The organism is Cellulomonas sp. GbtcB1 (genome assembly GCF_019091725.1).
Classification (GTDB): Bacteria; Actinomycetota; Actinomycetes; order Actinomycetales; family Cellulomonadaceae; genus Cellulomonas.
Genome location: NZ_JAGXJG010000056.1, coordinates 1 through 19,601 on the forward strand (window position 1 = coordinate 1; position 19,601 = coordinate 19,601).

Below are 19,601 nucleotides of genomic sequence, written 5' to 3' on the forward strand. Positions count from 1 at the left end.
TTCGCGCCGTCGCCCGCCGCGGCGCGCTCCTGCGCCCCCGGCCCCGTCGCGGCCGCCAGCAGGAACCGCCGGGCGGCGCGCAGCCGCGGCCCCTCGTCGGGCAGGTCCGGCGCGGCGAGCAGCGCCCGCGCCTCGTCCCGCCGCCCGACCGACAGCAGCAGCCGCCCCCGCGCGACCCGGGCCGCGGCGTGCGGCCCGCGGACGGGCTCGAGCAGCTGCAGGCCGCGCTCGGGCTGACCCGCGGCGAGGGCCAGCACCGCCCGCGACGCGGCGAGCCGCGCCCGCCAGTACCCGGTGGTCGGTGCGCGCCGACCGCGGTGCAGGGCCGACGCGAGCGCCTCCTCGCCGGCGACCGCCTGGCCGAGCAGCAGGTCGGCCGTGGCGTGCGCCTCGGCGAACGCGGGCCAGAACTCGTTGGTCCGCAGCTCGCCCGCCAGGTCGTCCAGGAGCGCCACCGCGGCGGCCGCGTCGCCGTCCTCGAGGGCCAGGTGGACCCGCCCCAGGTCGAGCGGCGACCGCCGGTAGGCGGTCTCGGGCCGCCGGGGCGGCTCCGTCGCCGCGGCGGCCCCGACCGCCGCGCGTGCGCCGGCCACGTCGCCCTGCACCGCGAAGAAGCCGGCCGCGAGCGCCTGGGCCGTGAACGCGCCGAGCGAGCCGGTCCGCTCGTGCGCCAGCCCGCCCGCAGCGACGGCGAGGCCGCGCTCCACGTCGCCCGCGGTCAGCAGCGACGTGCCGAGCTGCCGGTGCAGCAGCGCCCGGAGCCCGTCGACGGTCGCGTCCGACCCGGGTGGCGTCGCGGCGAGGTGCTCCACGGCCGAGAGGGCCGCGGTCCGGGCGCGGCCGCCGCGGCCGAGCAGCCGCATCGCGACGCTCTCGGCGGAGCGGAGCACCGCGCGCTCGGCGGTCGTCGCCCGCGGCAGGTGCAGCACGGCCCCGCCGGCGGCGACGGCGAACCACTCCAGCGCCCGCGCCCGGTGCTCGGCCCGGGTGTTGTGCAGCAGCGCGAGGAGCAGCGCCAGCGCCGGGCGGGCGGCGACCGCGGTCCGGGGCAGCCGCTCGAGCACCCGGATCGTGTCTTCCGCGCTCGTCCGCTGGCCGGCGCCCCAGACGCGCATCACGACGGTCGTCACCAGGTCGACGTCACCGGTCTCGGCCGCGGCGTGCAGCGCGGGGTAGTACCGGCCCGCCTCCAGGCCCCAGTCGACGACGGTGCGGAGCAGCCCGTCGACGGCCTCCGGCTCCGCGCGCTCGAGGTCGGCCCGCAGGGCGGCGCGGACCACCGGCGTGAGCCGCAGCTCCGGCCCGTCCGGCGCGGGGGCACCGCCCGGGACCGCGGCCCGCTCCTCCCACGCGCCGAGCCCGTCGCGCTCGAGCCGCGCGAGCAGCGCCGCGCCGCCGTCCCCCGCGAGGGCGTCCGCGAGCGCGGGCGGCAGGGTCGCGGCGACCGAGAGCCGGCGCGCCGCCGCCAGGACGGCCTCCTCGCCCGGGTCGCGCTCCAGCACCGCCCGCACCCCGCGCGCCGCGACGTCGACCAGGTCGTGGTGCGACGCCGTGCGCAGGTCGACGGTGCCGGCCGCGGCGGCGAGCGCGACCGTCCGCACCAGCACCCCGAGCCCGTCGCCCGCCTCCCGCACCCGGTGCGCCGCGGCCGGGTCCTGGCCGGCGCGCGCGAGCACGTCCGCCACCTCCGCGTCGTCCAGCCGCAGGTCCTCCGGTCCGAGCGCCACCACGTCCAGCCGCAGCGCCGCGGCGGCGAGCAGCCGGTCCTGGGTCGCACGGGTGGTGACGGCGACGTGCAGCAGGTCCGTCCCCGCGAGCACCTCGACCAGGTCGTCGTCGACCCGCGGCGAGGAGATCGCCTCGTAGCCGTCCAGCACCAGCAGCACCGGGCCCGCCATCGCGCGGAGCGCCCGGACGACCTCGGCCGCGGCCGCCCGCCCGCCGCGCCGGACGGCACCGCGCGCCGCGTCGGCGGGCCCGTCGTCCAGCAGCCCCGCCCCGGCGATCTGCTCGAGCAGGGCCGACCACGGCTCCGGGCCGGCGGCCTCGGCGTCGAGCCAGACGACAGCGCGCTCCGCCGGGACGCCCGCGCGCACCCAGGACGCGAGCAGCAGGGTCTTGCCCGCGCCCGCGGGACCGTGCAGGACCACGAGCGACGCGCCCGGGTCGAGCAGGGCGAGCGGGCGCGGTCGCGGCACCGCCCAGCTCGGCACCCGAGGGACGCCGCGCGGTGCCGGGGTCGCGGGAGGCACGGGGGTCACCGCCCGCTCCGCGCCGCCGCGGCCAGCGCCACGGCGCCGGCCAGCACCGCGAGGACGGCGGGCGCCTCCGGCCGCAGCCCGTAGGCCGAGGTGGCCAGCAGCGGCCCGAGGACGAACGTCGCGGCGTTCCCCGCGTTGACGAGGCCGGCGACGTCGCCCTGGCTGCCGGGGCCGACCGCGACCGACGCCGCCGACGTGCAGCCCGCCGCCGCGCCGCCCACCGCGGCGCCGAACAGCGCCGCGACCCCGACGAGCACGGGCGCCGGCACCGGCGCGAGGTAGACCGCGAGCGCCCCGAGGGCCAGGGCCGACCCCACGCGCACGAGCCGCCAGGGCGCCCACCGCAGCCGGGGCACCAGGAGGCCCTGGGAGACCATCGACCCCACGCCCGCCGCGAGCAGCAGGCCGCCGGTCAGCGCCGTCGCGCGGGCCGGGCCGAGGCCGTACCGGTCCTGCACGAGGAACCCGACGCTGCCCTGGACCAGCGCGAGCGCGAGGAACACGGCCACCGAGGCGACGACGGCCGCCCGCACCCCGGGCACCGCGAGGCCGCCGAGCAGGTCGGCGCGGGGGCGGTCGGGCACGAGGTGCGCCGGGGCGTCGGCCGCCGGACCGCCCACCGCCGGGCCCACCCCGACCGGGTCGTCCACGACCGAGCCGCCGACCGCCGCGCCCTCGCCCCCGAGCCGGCCGCCGGCCGCCATCACCACGACCACGGCACCGGCGAGCAGGACCACCGTCGCGAGCACGGGCGCCGCCGTGCCCAGCCCCGCGAGGGCGGCCGCGAGCCCCGCGCCGACGGCGGTCGCGAGCCCGCGGACGGCGCCCGCCCGGGCGATCCAGCCGACCCGCTCGGCCTGGGAGCGGGACCGGGCGACGAGCACCACCTGGGTCGCGGGTCCCGCGGCGGCGACGGCGGCCCCGATCCCGAGGCCCCGCGCGAGCAGCAGCAGCGCCCACGCCCAGCCCGCGTGGGCGGGCCCGGCAGCGAGCACCGCGGCGACGACGCCCGCGCCGAGCGCGCCGGCCAGCACCGCCGCCAGGAGCACGGGTCGGGGTCCGCGCCGGTCGGCCCGGCGCCCCCACCACGGGCTCGACAGCACGACCACCGCGGCGGACAGCGACGTCACCGCGCCGGCCTGCCAGTCGGCCAGCCCGAGCTGCCGCGTCAGCGCGGGCAGCACGGCCGCGGTCGCGACCTGGGCCACCCCGACGGCGCCGAGGGCGAGCAGCGCCACGACCGCGCCGCCGCGGCGAGCTCCGACGACCGGCCCCACCTGCGGCGGGACCGCGACGGACGGCAGGGGGCGCGACGGCACAGCCGCACCCTACCGACGCCCGCGGGCCGACCCGCCCGGCCGTCCGCTCCCGATCCGGCCCCGTCGCCGGGCGCCGAGCACCCGGCACCGAGTGCCTATCGGACACGTCGACTGCCTACCCAGCGGATAGGCAGTCGACGTGTCGCATACGCACTCGGGCGGGTGGGGCGGGCGGGCGGGCGGGTGGGGCGGCGGGCGGGCGGGCGGCCGGGCGGGCGGGCGGCGGGGCGGGCCGGGGCAGACCGGGTCCCGGGCCCCGGGGCGGGCGGAGCGCCGCGCTAGGGTGCCCCGCATGGCGCGCAGGGCGGCGGTGACGCTGCAGGAGGTGGCCCGGGCTGCGGGCGTGTCCCCGCGCACCGTCTCGAACGTCGTCACCGGCTACCCGCACGTCGCCCCCCGGACCCGCGCGCACGTGCAGTCCGTGATCGACCGGCTCGGCTACCGCGCGAACGCCGCCGCCCGCTCCCTGCGCACCGGCCGCACCGGCCTGCTCGGCCTCGTGGTGCCCGCGCTGGACCAGCCGTACTTCGCCGAGCTCGCCCGAGCCGTGGTGCGCGAGGCCACGGGCGCGGGGTTCACGGTCGTGGTCGACCAGACCGACGGCGACCCCGACCGCGAGCGGGAGCTGCTGCTGCGCGGCCCGCGCGGCGCGCTGTTCGACGGCCTGGTGCTCAGCCCCCTGGCGCTGACACCCGACGACCTGGCCGCCGCGGACCCGGACCGGCCCGTGGTGCTGCTGGGCGAGCGGACCGTCCCGACGTCGTTCGACCACGTGCACATCGACAACGTCGCCGCCGCGCGCGAGGCCACGGCGCACCTGGCGGCCGCGGGCCGGCGACGCATCGCGGCGATCGGGCTCGAGCCCGGCGCCGCCGCCCGTACGGGCCGCCAGCGCGAGGCGGGGTACCGGCTCGCGCTGGAGGACGCCGGGCTGACCGTCGACCCGCGGCTCATGCGGTACGTCGACGCCTACGAGCGGTCCGCGGGGTTCGACGCCATGTCGGCCCTCCTGGACGAGGACCCGCGGCCGGACGCGGTGTTCTGCTTCACCGACGTGCTGGCGGCGGGCGCGCTCCGCGCGTGCCTGACCCGCGGGGTCCGGGTGCCTCAGCACGTGGCGATCATGGGGTTCGACGACGTCGAGGAGGCGCGGTTCGCCACGCCGTCGCTGTCCTCGGTGCGGCCGGACCGGGACGCGATCGCGCGGGCCGCGGTCGGCCGGCTGGTGACGCGGGTGCAGCTCGGCGAGGAGGCCGGGCCCGCGCAGGACGTGACCGTGCCGCACGCGGTCGTGGGCCGGGAGTCGACCGCCGCGTCCTGATTCCCGCGTCGCACGCGGCCCGGCACCGACACGCACCGGCACACGACGTGACGCGCGCGTTTGCCACGTGGCAACATGGCGGTGCGCGACCTGGCCAGCACTCCCGCGACCCCGAAGGACCGCCATGACGACGACGTCAGCAGCCGACCGCGGCCTGCACCCCCGGCCCCAGCTCGTCCGCCCGGACCGCTGGTGGTCGCTCGACGGGCCGTGGGCCTTCGCGTTCGACGACGCGGACGCCGGGCTGCGCGAGCGCTGGCACGCCCCGGACGCGGCCGGCCGGTTCGACCGGGAGATCGTCGTGCCGTTCCCGCCGGAGTCGACCGCCTCGGGGATCGGCGACCACGGCGACCACGCGGCCCTCTGGTACCGCCGGTCGTTCGCGGTCCCGGCCGACCTGGGCGCGGGGCCGGGCGCCGACCGGCTGCTGCTGCACCTCGGCGCCGTCGACCACGAGGCCGACGTGTGGGTCGACGGCCAGCACGCGGTCCGGCACGAGGGCGGCCAGACCCCGTTCTCGGTCGACGTCACCGACCTGCTCGACCCGGCGACCGCGCCCGACGCGCACGTCGTCGTGGTGCGCGCGACCGACGACCGCACCGACGTGGAGCAGCCCCGCGGCAAGCAGGACTGGCAGCCCGAGCAGCACGCGATCTGGTACCACCGCACGTCGGGGATCTGGCGCACGGTCTGGCTGGAGCAGGTGCCTGCGGTCGCCGTGGCCGACGTCGCGTGGCGGCCCGACGTCCCGGGCGGGCGGGTGACCGCCCAGGTCCGGCTGCGCGCCACCGCACCCGCGGGCACCCGGGTCCGGGTGCGGCTGACCCGGGCCGGCGAGGACCTGGGCGCCGCCGAGGTGCCGGTCGAGGGCTCGGTGGCCGACGTGTCCGTCGCGATCCCCCGGCAGGCCAACGGCCAGCTCTACGAGCGGCTGCTCTGGTCGCCGGACAGCCCGGTGCTGCTCGACGCGGAGGTCACCCTGCTCGGCCCGGACGGCGCGGAGCTCGACCGTCTGGAGTCGTACTGCGGCCTGCGCTCGGTCGCGGTGCACGGCGGCGCGCTGCTGCTCAACGACCGGCCGTTCTTCCTCCGGTCCGTCCTCGAGCAGGGGTACTGGCCGGAGTCGCACCTGACCCCGCCGAGCCCCGACGCCCTGCGCGCCGAGGTGCAGCTGACCAAGGACCTCGGGTTCAACGCGGTCCGGGTGCACCAGAAGGTCGAGGACCCGCGGTACCTGTACTGGTGCGACGTGCTCGGGCTCGCGGTGTGGTCGGAGACGGCCGGCGCGTACCGGTTCAGCGACGAGGCGGTCGCCCAGCTGACCCGCGAGTGGCTGGACGTCGTGCGGCGCGACGTGTCGCACCCGTCGATCATCGCGTGGGTGCCGTTCAACGAGTCGTGGGGCGTGCAGCACATCCCGCACGACCCGGCGCAGCAGGCCTACAGCCGGGCGCTCACCGACCTGACCCGCGCGCTCGACCCGACCCGCCCGGTCATCTCGAACGACGGCTGGGAGCACACGGCCTCCGACCTGCTGACCGTGCACGACTACGCCGACAGCGGCGCGGTGCTCGGCCCGCGGTACGCGGACGCGGCGGCGGTGGCGGCGACCCTCGACGGCGTCGGGCCCGCCGGGCGGCGGATGTGGGTCGGCGGCCCGGCGCCCGAGCCGGGGACGGTCCCGGTGCTGCTGACCGAGTTCGGCGGCGTCTCCTACGCGCCCGGCGCGCCCGAGGGGTCCTGGGGCTACTCCGAGGCCCGGTCGACCGAGGACCTGGAGGCGCGGCTGTCCGACATCGTCGGGGCCGTCCGCGCGTCGACGGTGCTGCAGGGCTACTGCTACACCCAGCTCACCGACACCGGCCTGGAGACGAACGGGCTGTGCGACGAGCACCGGAACCCGAAGCTCCCGCCGGAGACCTACCGCCGGATCTTCGCGGGCTGAGCGCCGTCGCCCGCGCGGGGCTCCTCCTCGCGCCGCGCGGGCGTCAGCGTCTCCCACACCGGGCCGAACACCAACCACGCCACCAGCACGAGCGTGGCCCGCGCCCCCCAGCCGAGCAGCACCTCCCGCTGCTGCGCCGCCGCCTCGCCGGCCCCGGAGGCGACGAGCAGCAGCACGCCGAGCACCACCCACGCGACGGCCCAGGCCAGCAGCACCCGGAGCCACAGCGCCCACTCGTACCGGACCCGCACCGGCCCGTGCTTCGGCGGCCGCACCGGCTCGGGCCCGCCGAAGAACCGGTGCGCCACCCACGCGTCGACCGCGTGCACCGTGCGCTTCCCGAACGCGACCGTGAAGCCGAGGTAGAGCGCCGCGAGCCCGTGGGTCCAGGTCGCCTCGCTGCCCCGGAGCAGGTCGCCGACCGTCGCGACCAGCAGCACCACCTCGAGCAGCGGCTCGCAGAGCAGCAGCACCGTCGACAGGCGGCGCCGCCGCAGCACGTAGCGCGCGACGACCGCCGCCGCGAGGAACACCCAGAAGGCGACCTCGCAGGCGACGACGAGCAGGGCGACGGGGTTCTCGCGCAGGGCGTCCATGCCGGGCAGCCTCGCGGCGGGGAGGGAGCGCCGTCGTCGGCCGTCCGCACGATCCCGGCGGCGCGGGTCGTCCGTTCGGAGGACCCGCCGGGCGGGGGTCCGTGCTGGGATGGCCGCATGGCCCCGCGACGACCCGCCCGGTGGCCGCGGCTCGACGACCGCGGCGTCGCCCTGGTGTACCTCGGCCTCGGCCTGCTGCTGCTCGGTCTCGGGGTGACCAGCACCGCCCCCGCGGCCGACGGACCGGCGGCGGACGCGCTGCACGCCGCGCTCCTGGTCGCCGGCTGCGCGGCCCTCGCCGCCAAGCGCCGGCACCCGCTGGCGGTGCTGCTCGTGGCGACGGGCGCGTTCGCCGGGACCCTGCCCGTCGGCGGCTCGGTCGGCCTGCTGCTGGTGCTCGTCGACGCCCTGTACACCGCGGGGGTGCAGCTGCCCGCACGGGCGCGACGGTGGCTGGCGGCGGCCGCCGTCCTCCTCACGGTGGCGGCCGGGATCGCCGGCTGGGTGCTCGCCGACGGAGTGCGCGGCGCGGTCCAGGCGCTGCTGCTCGCGGCCGCGTTGCTGGTCACCCCGCTGTGGTGGGCCTCGGACGTGCGCAGCCGGACAGAGCTCGCCGCCTCGGAGGCCCGCCGCGCCGCGCTGGAGCGGCAGCAGGCCGACCTGGCACGCGCGCACGCCGCCGACGTCGAGCGGATCGCGGACCTCGACCGGGACGCCGCCGTGCGGGAGGAGCGTGCCGCGATGGCGCGCGACCTGCACGACGTGGTCGCGTCCCGGCTGTCGGCGATCGCCATCCACGCCGAGGCGGCGCTCGCCGGGGAGCCGGAGGCGGGGCGCGACCGGGCCGCGCTCGGCGCCGTCCGCGCGGAGGCGGTCGCGTCGCTCGCCGAGATGCGGTCGATGGTGCTCGTGCTGCGCGGGGGCGGGGGCGACCCGCCGGCCGGGGCGGCCGCCGGGCTGGACCGGCTGCCCGACCTGGTCGCCGACGCGGAGGGCCGCGGCCTGGACGTGCACCTCGCCGCTCCCCCGCGCCCGGCACTGGCGGCGGTGGTCGACCAGGCCGCGTACCGGATCGCCGGCGAGGCGCTGCGGAACGCCGCGGCGCACGGGCCGGCCGGAGGCCGGGTCGACGTGCGGGTGGCCGCGGGCGACGCGGTGCTGGAGGTGGAGGTCGTGAGCGCGCTCCGGCCGGCGCCGGACCCGGGCGACCCGGGCACGGGCGACGGCGACGCGGACCCGGCCGGCGGTCCGGGCCGGGCGGGCCTCGGGTCCGCGACCGGGCTGCTCACCATGCGTGAGCGCGCCCGGTCCCTCGGCGGCGACGTGACCGCCGGGCCCGAGGGCGCACGGTGGCGGGTGCGCGCGGTGCTGCCGCTCGGCGACGCGGCCCACGCGGCCGGGGCCCCCGCAGCCGGGGCCGCCGGGCGCCCGACGGCCCCTGCCACCCGCGCGGCGGTCGCCCGATGACGGTCCGCGTCCTGCTCGCCGACGACCACGGCGCCATCCGCGCCGGCCTGCGCCTCATGCTCGACCAGGCGCCGGACGTCACGGTCGTGGGCGAGGCCGCCGACGGCGCCGCCGCCGTCGCCAACGCCCGGGCGCTGCGCCCCGACGTCGTGCTCATGGACGTCCGGATGCCCGGCACGGACGGCATCGAGGCGACCCGCCGCATCGCCGCCGAGGGCCTCGGCGCCGTCGTCGCGCTGACCACCTTCGACCTCGACGAGTACCTGTTCGGGGTGCTGCGCGCGGGCGCCGTCGGCTTCCTGCTCAAGTCGGTCGGGGCGGCGGAGCTGGTCGAGGCCGTGCGCCGGGTCGCCGCCGGCGAGGGCGTCCTCGCGCCCGAGGTGACCCGCCGGGTGCTCGCCGCGTCGGTGTCCGCGCCGGACGGCCGTGCTCCCGGCGCCGGCCCGGTGGAGCCGCCGCCCGGGCTCGACCTGCTCACCGCCCGCGAGCGCGAGGTGCTGGTGCTCCTCGCCGGCGGCCGGTCCAACCAGCAGGTCGCCGACGCGCTCACCGTCTCCGAGACCACCGCGAAGACCCACGTCAGCCGGGTGCTCGCGAAGCTGGGCTGCCGGACGCGGCTGGAGGCGGCCGCGGTCGCACACAGGGCCGGCCTGGTGACCTGAGCCACACCTGCCCGAATTGCACCCCGTGCACGGTTGCACAGAGTGCACCCACGTGCCTACGGTCGTCCGCGTGACGACGGAGACGGCGGGGACCGACCGGCGGGCGGCGCTCAAGGCGCGGTCCCGGCGCGCGATCCTGGACGCCGCCGACGCCCTGATCGCCGAGCGCGGCACCGCCCAGTTCACCGTCGACGAGCTCGCCGAGCGCGCCGACGTCTCCCGCCGCACCGTGTTCAACCACTTCGGGTCGCTCGAGGACGTCGTCCTGTCCACCTGCACCGAACGGCTCGGCGTGGTCATCGACCAGGTCCAGGCCGTCGCGAGCGCGACCCCGGTGGGCGACGGCACCCGGGCGTCGATGTTCGACGAGCTCGCGCAGACCCTCCGCGGCGCGGACCTGCCGCCCGCGATCACCTACCTGGCCGGCGCGCTCGGCCCGCTCGCCGAGGGGGACGACCCGCGCGCGAACATGCTGGCGCAGGAGGCGTTCTCCCGGGTCGCCGACCACCTGTCCGCCGAGCTCGTCCGCCGCTACCCCCGCGCCGAGCTGCTGGACGTGCGGCTGCTCGTCTCCTCCCTGGTGCACGGCGTCGCCGTCATCGCGATGCACTGGTGCACCACCACCGACCCCGCCGCGCCGGACGCCCGCGCGCAGTGGGACGCCCTCGTCGACCGGCTCATCCAGAGCGTCCGAGCCGGGTACATGCCGGAGCACTGACGCCCCGCACTCCCACCACCACCGAGAGAACAGGGACCATGGCAGGACTCCTCTACCGCATCGGGCGCTTCTCGGCCCGCCGCGCCTGGGCCGTCGTGACGGCCTGGGTCGTCGTGCTCGCCCTGGCCGTCGGCGCGTACTTCGCGTTCGGCGGGCAGCTCACCTCCGCCGTCACCATCCCCGGCACCGCCACCGAGCGCGTGACCGAGCAGCTGGCCGACGAGTTCCCCGCCGCGAGCGGCGGCAGCGGCACGGTGGTGTTCCACACCGCCGACGACGCCCCGTTCACCGAGGCCCAGCAGACCGCGATCAGCGACACGCTGGCCGGCCTGGCGGACGTCGACGGCGTCACGGGCGCCACCGACCCGTTCCAGACGACCGCCCAGCTCGAGGAGCAGCAGGCGCAGGTCACCGCCGGCCGCGACCAGATCGAGCAGGGCCAGGCCCAGCTCGAGGCGGGGCAGGCCCAGCTCGACGCCGGTCAGCAGCAGCTCGACGCCGCGCAGGCGCAGCTCGACACCCAGCGCGCGCAGGCGGAGGCCGCGGGCGCCCTCGCCGCGGTGCAGCCCCAGCTCGACGCCGGCCAGGCGGAGATCGACGCGCAGCAGGCGCAGCTCGACGCGCAGGCGCAGCAGCTGACCGACGGTCTCGCCGAGCTCGAGACGCAGAGCGCCCAGCTCGAGGCCGGCGCCGACCTGCTGGAGCTGTCCTCCGGCATCCGCCTCGTCTCCGAGGACGGCACCGCCGCGGTCGGCACCATCGCGTTCGAGGACTCGCAGTTCGAGATCGCCCCGGAGACCAAGGCGGCCGTCGTCGACGCCCTCGAGTCCGCGGACCTGCAGGGCGTGGACGTCGAGCTGTCGTCCGACCTGACCCAGGAGATCCCGAGCGTGCTCGGCCCGGGCGAGGTCATCGGCGTGGTCGTCGCCGGCATCGTCCTGCTGGTCATGCTGGGCTCGCTGGTCGCCGCCGGCCTGCCGATCCTGTCCGCCCTGGTCGGCGTCGGCATCGGCGCGGTCGCGTCGCTGGCGCTGTCCGGCGCGGTCGAGATGCTGTCCGTCACCCCGGTGCTCGGCATCATGCTCGGCCTCGCGGTCGGCATCGACTACTCGCTGTTCATCCTCAACCGGCACCGCCGCCAGCTGCGTGACGGGGTCGAGCTCGAGGAGTCGATCGGCCTGGCGAACGGCACCGCGGGCAACGCGGTCGTGTTCGCCGGCACCACCGTCCTGGTCGCGCTGCTGGCGCTCAACGTCACCGGCATCCCGTTCCTCGGCCTCATGGGCACGGTCGGCGCCATCTGCATCCTCGTGGCGATCCTCATCGCGATCACGCTGACCCCGGCGCTGCTGTCCCGGATCGGCCTCAAGGTGCTGCCGAAGAAGAAGCGCGCGACCGTCGGCCACGAGGAGCCCGAGGCCGTCCCCACCACCCCGATGAAGACCTCCCGCGCGGTGCTGACGCTGGTCGCCGGCGTCGCGGCGCTGCTGATCATCGCGATCCCGGCGCTGTCGATGCGGCTCGGCCTGCCGGACGGCTCCTCGGAGTCGCCGGAGTCGACCCAGTACCGGGCGTACCAGATCACCGCGGACAAGTTCGGCGCCGGCGTGAACGGCCCGCTGCTGGTCGTGGCGAATCTGCCGGACGCCGTCTCCGAGGAGGACCTGACGGCGGAGCAGGTCCGCATCGGGACCGAGCTCGCGGCGCACGACGACGTCGTGGCGGTCGCCCCGATCGGCGCCAACGAGGCCGGCACGATGCTCGCGTTCCAGGTCGTCCCGACCGAGGGCCCGAACAGCGAGTCGACCGAGGCCCTCGTGCACGCGCTGCGCGACTCGTCCCCGATCGAGGGCGACGTGGAGCTCGGCGTCGCCGGCACCGCGAGCGCCAACATCGACGTCTCCGAGAAGCTGTCCGACGTGCTGCCGGGCTACCTGGCGATCGTCGTCGGCCTGTCGCTGATCATCCTCATCATCGTGTTCCGGTCGATCTTCGTCCCGGTCACCGCGACCCTCGGGTTCGTCATGTCGCTGTTCGCCGGGTTCGGCGGCGTCGTGGCGATCTACCAGTGGGGCTGGCTCGGCTCGGTGTTCGGGGTGCACGACCCCAGCCCGGTGCTGAGCTTCCTGCCGATCATCGTCACCGGCGTGCTGTTCGGCCTCGCGATGGACTACCAGCTGTTCCTGGTGTCCGGCATGCGCGAGGCCTACGCCCACGGCGTCGACCCGCGGGTGGCGGTCCGGCGCGGCCTGCACGCCGGCCGGGTCGTCGTCACCGCGGCGGCGATCATCATGGCGTCGGTGTTCGCCGGCTTCATCTTCGCGGAGTCGTCGATCATCCGGCCGCTCGGCTTCGGCCTGGCGTTCGGCGTGCTGCTCGACGCGTTCGTGGTCCGCATGCTGCTGATCCCGGCCGTCATGCACCTGGCCGGCAGGTGGGCCTGGTGGATCCCGAAGTGGCTCGACCGGATGCTGCCGGACGTCGACGTGGAGGGCGCCTCGCTCGAGCGCAGCCACCCGCACCCGATGCACCGCACGTCGGCCGACCCCGACGAGGGCGTGCCGTCGGAGGGCGAGCCGGCGCACCGCGCCTGACGCGCTCCCGCGAATGGATCCCTCCGCGCGGGCACGCCGCGGCGTGTCGGTGCGGAGGGATCCACTCCGCACGACCGGGACCCCGCTCGGCGCCGCCGGGCGGGGTCCCGGCGCGTCCGGCCGCGGGTCAGGCCGGGCGGGGCGGCGGGTCGAGGAGGCGGACCGTCAGCAGGGCCGCCGCCGCCGCGACCACCGCCGCCGGGGCCGTGTCCAGCCCCGCCCTGCCGACCAGCAGCGCCGCGAACATCACGGCGGACAGCAGCAGCCGGCTGGTGGCCGCCATCCCCGCGGCCGCCCCGACGGCCACCGCGAGCGTCGGCGACACGTCCAGCGCCGCCACGGCGACCGAGGCCAGCCCGACCCCGAGGAAGATCGCCGGGAAGATCGGGCCGCCGCGGAACCCGCCGCCCATGCTGATCCCGTAGGCGAGCCCCTTCGCCACCACGAGCACGAGCACGACGCCGACCGACTCCTCGGCCACCAGCGCCGGGATCGACGCCTGGCCCGAGAACAGGACGTCCCGCGGGTCGGCGCCGAGGGCCCCCGCCAGCAGGGCGAGCGCCCCGACCGCCGCCCCGGACGCGAGCAGCAGCGGCAGCCGGCCGACACGCGGCCCCGTCGCCCGCAGCGCCCGGGCGAGCCGCTTGACCCCGGCGATCACCACCGCCGCGACCACCCCGACCACCAGGGCCAGCAGCAGCGACCCTGGCCGGACCCGGTCGTATTCGGGGAGGTCGGGGACGGCCAGCCCCGTCACCGGCACGCCGGCCCAGTCGCCGAAGCCCGTGACCAGCACGTACGCCACCGCGGCGGCGGCGAGCGGCGGGAGCAGCGCCGCGGCGGCGAGGGCCCCGGCCCCCGCCTCGAGCAGCATGACCCCGGCGACCAGCGGCCCGCCGAACAGCGTCGAGATCGCGCCCGACGCCCCGGAGACGCCGAGCAGCCCGCGCGCGCGGCCGGTGACGCCGGTCCAGGACGTCATCCACACGCCGACGATGCCGCCGAGTGTCATCAGCGGCGCCTCCGGCCCCAGCACCACCCCGAACCCGAGCCCGGCCAGCGCCGCGAGGGCGACGCCACCCGCGGCGACCGGCGGCAGGGGCGCCATGCTCAGGCCCTCGACCGGGTCGTGCCCGCCGTCGCCCGGCAGCCGGCGTGCGGCCGCGACCAGCACCGCCGCGACCACCGGCAGCCCGAGCACCAGGTACCAGGGCGGCTCGTCGGTGCCGAGCACCTCGGGGAGCTCGGTCCACAGCAGGTCCTGGAGCACGTGCACCGCGCCCACGAACGCGAACGCGACCACCCCCGCGGGCAGCCCGACCAGCGCGCCCAGCAGCGTCAGCCGGGCCAGGTCCCGCGTCGGGACGGCCGCGACGTCGGTCGAGCCGGTGGCGGGCACGCGCCCGACGCTAGCGACGGCCCTCGCGGGCGGGCGCCACCCGCACGGGATGAGCCCGCGCGCAGCGCGCGAGGGCGGCCGTCGCGAGGGCAGCGGCGCGCGCGGCGACGCGGCCTACGGTCTCCGGCGCCGCCACCGCCGACCGGCGTGGGGCGCGCCGGAAACCGTAGGCCGCGCGCGGTCGGGCCCGGGGCGGGCCCGACAGCGTCAGCCGACCGGCATCCACACCCGCATCGTCGACGGCCCGCGGTTGCCCCAGGCGTGGTACGGCACCAGGGGGACCTCGCGGGGCGCGTCCGCCCCGGCCTCCGCGGGGCGGTCGGCGTACGGCCAGTCCCCCTCGGGGACGTCGACCGTGCGCGCGCGCACGGTCACCGCGCCGTCGCGGGCCTCGGGCGCGATCCCGGTGTCGACCCGGGCCAGCCCGACGTCCGTCCCGAGGTCGACGGACTCCAGTGCGTACACCAGCGGCCCCGCCTCGACGGCGACCTGCCCCCGGACGGCGTCGACCCGGGGGTCCGCAACGGTGAACCGCGGCGCGACGGGCAGGTCCAGCACGACGCTTCCGCCGGCCGCCGGCCCGGCGACGGCCACGTACCCCGGCTCGACCGCGCGGCCGTCCACGGTGGCACCCGCCGCCCACGACGGCACCCGGAGCGTGAGCGTCCACGCCGACGGAGCCTCCTCGACCGACACGACCACGCGCCCGTCGTGCGGGTACCCGGTCCCGACCCGCAGCCGCACCGGCTCGCCGCCGGCCGTCGCCGCGACGGTGCCCGCGGCGTACTGGTGCAGCTGCACCCCGTCGTCGTCCGTGCTGGCCACGTAGGCCGCGAGCGACGCGACGGTGCGGGTCACGTTCGTCGGGCAGCAGGACACGTGGAACCACGGCGCCCGCAGGCTGGACGAGGCGCGCGGGCTCGCCACGTCCGGGTCCGGGACGTCGCCCGGCACCCGCTGCTGCAGCGGGTTCGTGTAGAAGAACGCGGTGCCCTCCGCCGACGGCGAGGCGGCGAGCACGTTGAACAGCGTGCGCTCGACGGCGTCCGCGTGCCGGGCGTCGCCGGACTGCAGCAGCAGCCGATGGTTGGCCATGACCGACCCGATGCCGGCGCAGGTCTCCGCGTAGGCGCGGTCCGGCGGCAGCTCGAAGTCGAGGCCGAACGACTCCCCCTCGTGGTGCGCGCCCATGCCGCCGGTCAGGTAGGTGCGGCGCGCGAGCGCCGACCGGACCTGCCGGGTCACGGCGGCGAGCAGCTCGTCGTCGCCGTCCTCGACCGCGAGGTCCGCGGCGCCCGCGGCGAGGTAGAGCGCGCGGACGGCGTGCCCGCGCAGCGTCGTCGACTCCCGGACCGGCTCGTCGTCCTGGAAGTAGGACCGGCCGAGCTCGATGTCGTCGAGCACGCCGTGCCCCCGGCGCTCGACGAACAGCCGCGCCTGGTCGAGGTACCGGCGCTCGCCGGTGAGCCGGTACAGCTCCACCAGCGCGGGCTCGATCTCCGGGTGCCCGTCGACGCCCTGCCGGCCCTCCGGCCCGAAGACGTCGCACACGTGGTCGGCGGCGCGGACCGCGACCCGCACCAGCTCGTCGTCGCCGTGCGTCCGCGCCCGGGCGACGCCCGCCTGGATCAGGTGGCCGATGCAGTACAGCTCGTGGCCCCACTCGGGGTCGGACCACCGCGCGCCCTGGCCCGGGCGGCCGAACATCGTCGAGATGTACCCGTCCGGCTCCTGCGCGGCCGCGACCCGGGACGCGAGCGCCCGGAGCCGGCGGTCGAGGTCGGCGTCGCCGGTGCGGCCGACCTCCCAGGACATCGCCTCGAGCAGCTTGTAGATCTCGGAGTCGGAGAACTCGCGGCCGCGGCGGCCCTCGGGCAGCGTGCCGGCCGCGGCGAGGTCGAAGTTCCCGGCCCAGCCCATCTGCTCCACCCACCGCTCGGCGTGGGCGATCATCGCGGTCGCGTTGCGCTCCTGCAGCTCGCCCCAGAACCCGCCCTCGAGGCGGACCTCGTCGATGCCGAGCGGGCGCCAGCGGGCGGCGGAGGGGACCAGCGGGCGGCCGTGCTGCGCCGTGCGGTCGACGGTGGTCGTGGACGTGTCGGACATGTCGCCTCCAGGGCGCGGGCGGGCGGCGGTCACTTCACCGCGCCGACGGTCAGGCCGTCGCGCAGCAGCCGGTAGGTGCTGCTGAACACGACGAGGATCGGGATCGAGGTGAGCACGGCCAGCGCCATGAGCCCCGGCCAGTTGATGCCGAAGGCGCTCACCTGCTGCGCGAGCAGGGCGGACAGCGGGTACTGCCCGGGGGTCAGGTAGAAGTTCACGGCGTACAGGAACTCGCCCCACGCCAGCAGGAACGTCAGCGTGCCGACGGTGGCGACGCCGTTGCGGGCGACGGGCAGCACGACCGACCAGAACGTCCGGAGCATGCCCGCGCCGTCGATCGACGACGCCTCCTCGATCTGCGGCGGCACCGCCCGGAAGAACGGGCGCAGCAGCAGCGTGGCGAACGGGGTCAGCAGGGCGGCGTCGGCGAGCACCACCGCCATCGTGGTGTCGAGCAGCCGCCAGCCGGAGAACGCCTGGAACAGCGGGATGACGGTCGCCGTCTGCGGCATCATCTGCAGCACGATCAGCAGGCCGAGCGCCACCGTGGGCAGCCACCCGCGGGTGCGGGCCAGGCCGTACGCGGCGGGGATCGCGATCACCAGGACCAGCGCGGTGGTGCTGGTCGCGATGATCACGGACTGCAGCAGGGCCCGGGCCAGATCGCCGCTCAGCGCCTCGACGTAGGCGGTGGTCACCGGGCGGAACAGGAACGTGCGGCTCGGGTCGAAGACGTCGTCCGACGACTTCACCGAGGTGAGCAGGATCCACAGGATCGGCACGCCGTACATCAGCGTGAGCAGGGCCTTGGCGGCGACCGCCAGCGGGCCGGCCTTGACGCTCATCCGTCCGCCTCCTCGCGCTTGATGCTCCGGGCGTAGACCACGGCCAGGACCAGCACGCCGACCACGGCGAGCGCGGAGGTGGCCGCGCCGAGCCCGTAGTCGTAGCGGACGAAGGCCTGCAGGTAGCCCAGGAACGGCAGGGTGTTGGTCGCGGTGCCCGGGCCGCCGTACGTCATCACGTAGATGAAGTCGAACGACCGGAACCCGTAGACCAGGGTGAGGATCAGCAGCACCAGCGTGGTCGGGCGGACCGACGGCACCATGATGTGCCGGATCTGCTGCCACTTGCTGGCGCCGTCGAGCTGCGCCGCCTCGAACACCTCGGGGTCGATCGTCATGAGCGCGGCCCGGAACACGAGCGTGTTGAACGGGATGACGGCGAACGCGTTGACGAACGCCACGGAGAACAGCGCCCAGTGCTGGTCGTAGAGGAACGGCACGGGGGTGTCGCGCAGGCCGGTGCTCGTGAGCACGGTGTTGATCAGCCCGGCGTCGTTGAGCAGGAACTTCCAGACCGACCCGTTCACCACCGGCGGCAGCGCCCAGACGAACACCATCAGCGCGAGCAGCCAGGCCGACCACCGGCCCGTGGTGCGCAGGGCGACCGCCGCGCCGAACCCGACGAGCATGCCGAGCACGGTCACCACGACGACGAACACCAGCGTGCGGGTGATCGCGGGGCCGGTCTGCCCGGTCTCGAAGCCGCGGCGCACGTTGTCGAGGCCGGTGAACACCCAGTCGGCGTTCAGGGTGGCGGCGGTGACCTGGCTGACCGCCATCCGGGCGAGCTGGACGAGCGGGTACAGGCTGAACAGGCCGAGGAACACGGCCGCGGGCAGCAGGAACACGATCCGGCTGCCGCCCCGACGACGCCGGGTCGTCGGGGCGGTGCCGGCCCTCGCCTGCCGCGCGGGCGCGGTGGTGACGGGTGCGGACATGGCGGTCTCGTCAGCCGATCTGGCTCTTCAGCGCGGCGACCGCCTGGTCGGCCGCGGCCTGGGGCGCCTGCTGGCCGCCGATCACAGCGGACCAGGCCTGGCCGACCGTGAGCTGCACGTCCGCGACGGCGGCGGGCGGGATGGAGGCGGCCGGGTAGCTGGCGCCGAAGTCGGCGATCGTGCGGGCGAACGGGTCGAGCAGGTCGTTGCTCGTCACCACGTCGGCCTGGGCGGTGTCGGCGCGGGACGGGATCGAGCCGACCAGGTCGGGGGCGAGCTCCTGGCCCTTCGCGTCGAGGTACGTGCTCTGCAGGTACTCCCACGCCAGCTCCGGGTCGTCGGCGTGCGCGCCGATCCCCTCGCCCTCGCCGCCCAGGTACACCTGGCCGGTGTCGCCGAGCGGCAGCGGGACGACGCCGTAGGCGAAGTCGGCGTCGGACTCGGCCGTGCCGATCTGCCAGTTGCCGTTCTGCGCGAACGCCGTCTTCCCGGCCGCGAACTGCTGGAACGGGACCGTCTGGTCCCAGGTCACGGCCTCCTGCGTCAGCCAGCCGTTGTCGACCCAGCCGCGCACGCGCTCGAACCCGGACGCCAGCGCGTCGGCGTCGAGGTTCTCGTAGTCGAAGCCGGCGTCGCTGATCCACGGGTACGCCTGCCACTCGCCCTGCGACTGCGGCAGGCCGGACAGCGTGATGCCGCCGTACCCGGCGTCCTTCGCGGCGGCCATCGCGGTCTCGAGCTCGTCCATCGTGGTGGGCGGCTCGACCCCGATCTCGTCGAGGATGTCCTGGTTGTACCAGAGGCCCAGCAGGTTCACGTACCCCTGCACGGCGTACAGCTGGTCGTCGACGCTGTGCAGGACCGAGTCGGGGAACTGGTCGGCGTCCGCGAAGTCCGCCCACTGCTCGTCGAGCGGCGCGAGCACGCCGCCGAGCGCGAGCGTCGCGGCCTCCGCGCCGTTGAACACGACGACGTCGGGGCCGGTGCCGGCGCCCGCGGCGGAGACGAGCTTCGAGTTCATCTGGTCGTAGGGGACGTAGACGTTCTCGACGGTCGCATCGTTCTCGGACTCGAACTTCTCCTTGTACGCGTCCATGAGCGCGACCTGGTTGGGGTCGGAGAAGTAGTGCCAGACGGTGACGACGCCGTCGCCACCGCCGTCGCCCCCGGAGGTCGAGCCACCGCCACCCCCGGCGCTGGTGCCGCCGGAGCAGGCGGCGAGCCCGAGCGCGCCCACGGCGGCCAGGGCGATGAGCGAGCTGCGTCGTGCGTTCATGCGGACCGGTCTCCTCGTCGAGTGCGGTCGGTGGCCGGGCATCGGTGCCGCGGCCATCGCTGGTGCACCGCCCCGGACGAAAACACCCGAAACGGTTTTCGGGGACGCTAGCACCGGGGCGACGCGGGCGTCAACGGGGTGCCGGGGTGCGACG

General features: G+C 76.9%; 13 protein-coding genes and 1 pseudogene. 6 read left to right on the forward strand and 8 right to left on the reverse strand.

The window, feature by feature from the left end:
- A pseudogene (locus KVT14_RS16650) lies at positions 1 to 2,198 on the reverse strand (hypothetical protein); the annotation flags it as partial.
- A gap of 59 nt (positions 2,199 to 2,257) precedes the next feature.
- Positions 2,258 to 3,580 carry an MFS transporter gene (locus tag KVT14_RS16655; protein WP_217616686.1) on the reverse strand — a complete coding sequence of 441 codons (1,323 nt, stop codon included), beginning with the start codon at positions 3,578 to 3,580 and terminating at the stop codon, positions 2,258 to 2,260.
- 292 nt (positions 3,581 to 3,872) lie between these two features.
- On the opposite strand from KVT14_RS16655, the gene KVT14_RS16660 reads away from it, so the two are divergent.
- Both KVT14_RS16660 and KVT14_RS16665 read left to right on the forward strand, forming a co-directional pair.
- Complete coding sequence (locus KVT14_RS16660; protein ID WP_217616687.1) at positions 3,873 to 4,901, forward strand: LacI family DNA-binding transcriptional regulator; 1,029 nt, start codon at positions 3,873 to 3,875, stop codon at positions 4,899 to 4,901.
- 124 nt (positions 4,902 to 5,025) lie between these two features.
- A complete protein-coding gene (locus KVT14_RS16665) occupies positions 5,026 to 6,846 on the forward strand; it encodes a glycoside hydrolase family 2 protein (protein WP_217616688.1) in 1,821 nt (606 codons plus the stop codon).
- Here KVT14_RS16665 and KVT14_RS16670 read toward each other — a convergent pair.
- Complete coding sequence (locus KVT14_RS16670; protein ID WP_217616689.1) at positions 6,822 to 7,442, reverse strand: hypothetical protein; 621 nt, start codon at positions 7,440 to 7,442, stop codon at positions 6,822 to 6,824. The two genes, KVT14_RS16665 and KVT14_RS16670, sit on opposite strands and share 25 nt — an antisense overlap.
- 117 nt (positions 7,443 to 7,559) lie before the next feature.
- Here KVT14_RS16670 and KVT14_RS16675 point away from each other — a divergent pair, with 117 nt between their 5' ends.
- The 4 genes from KVT14_RS16675 to KVT14_RS16690 all read left to right on the forward strand — a co-directional run bounded on the left by KVT14_RS16675 (position 7,560) and on the right by KVT14_RS16690 (position 12,883).
- Positions 7,560 to 8,909 carry a sensor histidine kinase gene (locus KVT14_RS16675; RefSeq protein ID WP_217616690.1) on the forward strand — a complete coding sequence of 450 codons (1,350 nt, stop codon included), beginning with the start codon at positions 7,560 to 7,562 and terminating at the stop codon, positions 8,907 to 8,909.
- Positions 8,906 to 9,571, forward strand: a complete 666-nt coding sequence (locus tag KVT14_RS16680) for a response regulator transcription factor (protein WP_217616691.1) — start codon at positions 8,906 to 8,908, stop codon at positions 9,569 to 9,571. Before KVT14_RS16675 ends, KVT14_RS16680 begins: the two co-directional genes overlap by 4 nt.
- A 70-nt stretch (positions 9,572 to 9,641) precedes the next feature.
- The gene (locus KVT14_RS16685; RefSeq protein ID WP_217616692.1) at positions 9,642 to 10,289 is read left to right on the forward strand and encodes a TetR/AcrR family transcriptional regulator; all 648 of its coding nucleotides are present in this window, start codon (positions 9,642 to 9,644) and stop codon (positions 10,287 to 10,289) included.
- A gap of 38 nt (positions 10,290 to 10,327) precedes the next feature.
- Complete coding sequence (locus tag KVT14_RS16690) at positions 10,328 to 12,883, forward strand: MMPL family transporter (RefSeq protein ID WP_217616693.1); 2,556 nt, start codon at positions 10,328 to 10,330, stop codon at positions 12,881 to 12,883.
- A gap of 127 nt (positions 12,884 to 13,010) precedes the next feature.
- On the opposite strand, the gene KVT14_RS16695 is transcribed toward KVT14_RS16690, so the two are convergent.
- The 5 genes from KVT14_RS16695 to KVT14_RS16715 all read right to left on the reverse strand — a co-directional run bounded on the left by KVT14_RS16695 (position 13,011) and on the right by KVT14_RS16715 (position 19,447).
- Positions 13,011 to 14,282 carry a chloride channel protein gene (locus KVT14_RS16695; RefSeq protein ID WP_217616694.1) on the reverse strand — a complete coding sequence of 424 codons (1,272 nt, stop codon included), beginning with the start codon at positions 14,280 to 14,282 and terminating at the stop codon, positions 13,011 to 13,013.
- A 207-nt stretch (positions 14,283 to 14,489) separates the two neighbouring features.
- On the reverse strand, positions 14,490 to 16,388 hold the full coding sequence (locus KVT14_RS16700) for a glycoside hydrolase family 127 protein (protein ID WP_217616695.1): 1,899 nt from the start codon (positions 16,386 to 16,388) through the stop codon (positions 14,490 to 14,492).
- A gap of 29 nt (positions 16,389 to 16,417) precedes the next feature.
- Positions 16,418 to 17,233, reverse strand: a complete 816-nt coding sequence (locus tag KVT14_RS16705) for a carbohydrate ABC transporter permease (protein WP_217616696.1) — start codon at positions 17,231 to 17,233, stop codon at positions 16,418 to 16,420.
- A complete protein-coding gene (locus KVT14_RS16710; protein WP_147794656.1) occupies positions 17,230 to 18,171 on the reverse strand; it encodes a carbohydrate ABC transporter permease in 942 nt (313 codons plus the stop codon). Before KVT14_RS16710 ends, KVT14_RS16705 begins: the two co-directional genes overlap by 4 nt.
- Positions 18,172 to 18,181: 10 nt before the next feature.
- Entirely contained in the window at positions 18,182 to 19,447 is a 1,266-nt protein-coding gene (locus KVT14_RS16715) for an extracellular solute-binding protein (RefSeq protein WP_217616697.1), read from the reverse strand.
- Positions 19,448 to 19,601 lie beyond the last annotated feature (154 nt).